Genomic DNA, 1,161 nt, shown 5'->3' with positions numbered 1-1,161 from the left:
GCGTCGACGGCAAGGTCGACGTGCTAGGGTTTCCTGGCACTATCCGCTGAGTCCCATTCCTGCCGCCTTCCACCCGGGAGACTCCGATCGTGACAACCACCGCCGCCGCCGCTGATCTCGCCGCCGCTACCACCACCGCCGGCGACTCGATCGTGACCGTCGACCGCCGCCGAGCCGAGCGTCGTGATCCGCAGGCCGCCGCCGACACCGCGCAGCCCCAGCGGCGGAAGAAACAGCGTCGCCGCCAGATCGACCCGACCACCTGCGAACGCGACTACTCCGAGCACGAGATCGAGTTCATGCAGGCGATGGACGCCTACAAGCGGGCCGCCGGTCGGATGTTCCCGACCTGCAGCGAGATCCTCGAAGTCATCCGCTCGCTCGGCTATGTTCGGCTCAACGAAGAGCAGCTGGCGCTGATCCAGACCGAGGAGTTCGAAACCTCGGCCGAAGCGTTCGACTTCAACGCCGACGAGGACGAAGACGAGCTGGAAGAAGCGCTCTAAGATAAACCGCTGGCGACGGCGATTGCCTGAAGCCCACCATCACCCTCCCCCCGGGAGGGCCGGGCTCTTAGGCCCGGGGAGGGTGGCTTCGGCGTTTTCTGAGAGAGCCTATGCGACTGCTCCGCAGCTCCACACGATTTCTACTTCGCGCCGCCGCTTACATCTGGGCCAGCCCCTACACCGTAGCGGGCCTGGCACTGGGGCTCGCCTGCGGCGGTCGCTGGCGGCTGGTCCGCGGCGTCGTCGAGATCCACGGCCCCGGCGTCCGCTGGGTCCTCGAGCATCTTCCGGTGTCGGCCGCGGCGATGACGATCGGCCACACCGTGCTCGGCCGCGATCCGGGAGCCCTCGACCGCACCCGCGCGCACGAGCGGGTGCATGTTCGCCAGTTCGAACGCTGGGGACTGCTGATGGGACCGGCCTACGTCGCCGCCTCGGCTTACGCCTACGCTCGCGGTCGCCATTTTTACCGCGACAACCCGTTCGAAGTCGAAGCCTACGCCGCCGACCGCCGCCGCGAGCGCGAGCATTCATCAGCCGCCGGGCGCTAGCCCACGGTTTCCTAGCTGGACAGCGCCACTTTCTCACGCTGAATTGCCATAAAGTCAGCAGTGCCCAGCAGTTGGCTATCAAGTCGTTTAATGGCAAGCCGAAG

At 66.7% G+C, this 1,161-nt stretch carries 2 protein-coding genes; both read left to right on the top strand.

Features of this window, described 5'->3' with window-relative positions:
* Positions 1-89: 89 nt before the first annotated feature.
* Positions 90-506, top strand: coding sequence for a hypothetical protein (locus GNK13_RS18920; RefSeq protein WP_235935340.1), 417 nt, complete (start codon positions 90-92; stop codon positions 504-506).
* Between the two features lie 110 nt (positions 507-616).
* Positions 617-1,057 carry a hypothetical protein gene (locus GNK13_RS18915; protein WP_164104123.1) on the top strand — a complete coding sequence of 147 codons (441 nt, stop codon included), beginning with the start codon at positions 617-619 and terminating at the stop codon, positions 1,055-1,057.
* Positions 1,058-1,161: the final 104 nt, after the last annotated feature.

This window comes from Candidatus Laterigemmans baculatus, from assembly GCF_010367455.1.
In the GTDB taxonomy this organism is placed as follows: domain Bacteria; phylum Planctomycetota; class Planctomycetia; order Pirellulales; family Pirellulaceae; genus Laterigemmans; species Laterigemmans baculatus.
Note: the sequence above shows the minus strand (reverse complement) of the source record. Positions and strands in the feature narration are given on the sequence as shown.

What these genes read in the sequence shown, in the direction of transcription:
- GNK13_RS18915 (WP_164104123.1), top strand. Translation starts at nt 617, where the DNA reads ATGCGACTGCTCCGCAGCTCCACACGATTTCTACTTCGCGCCGCCGCT.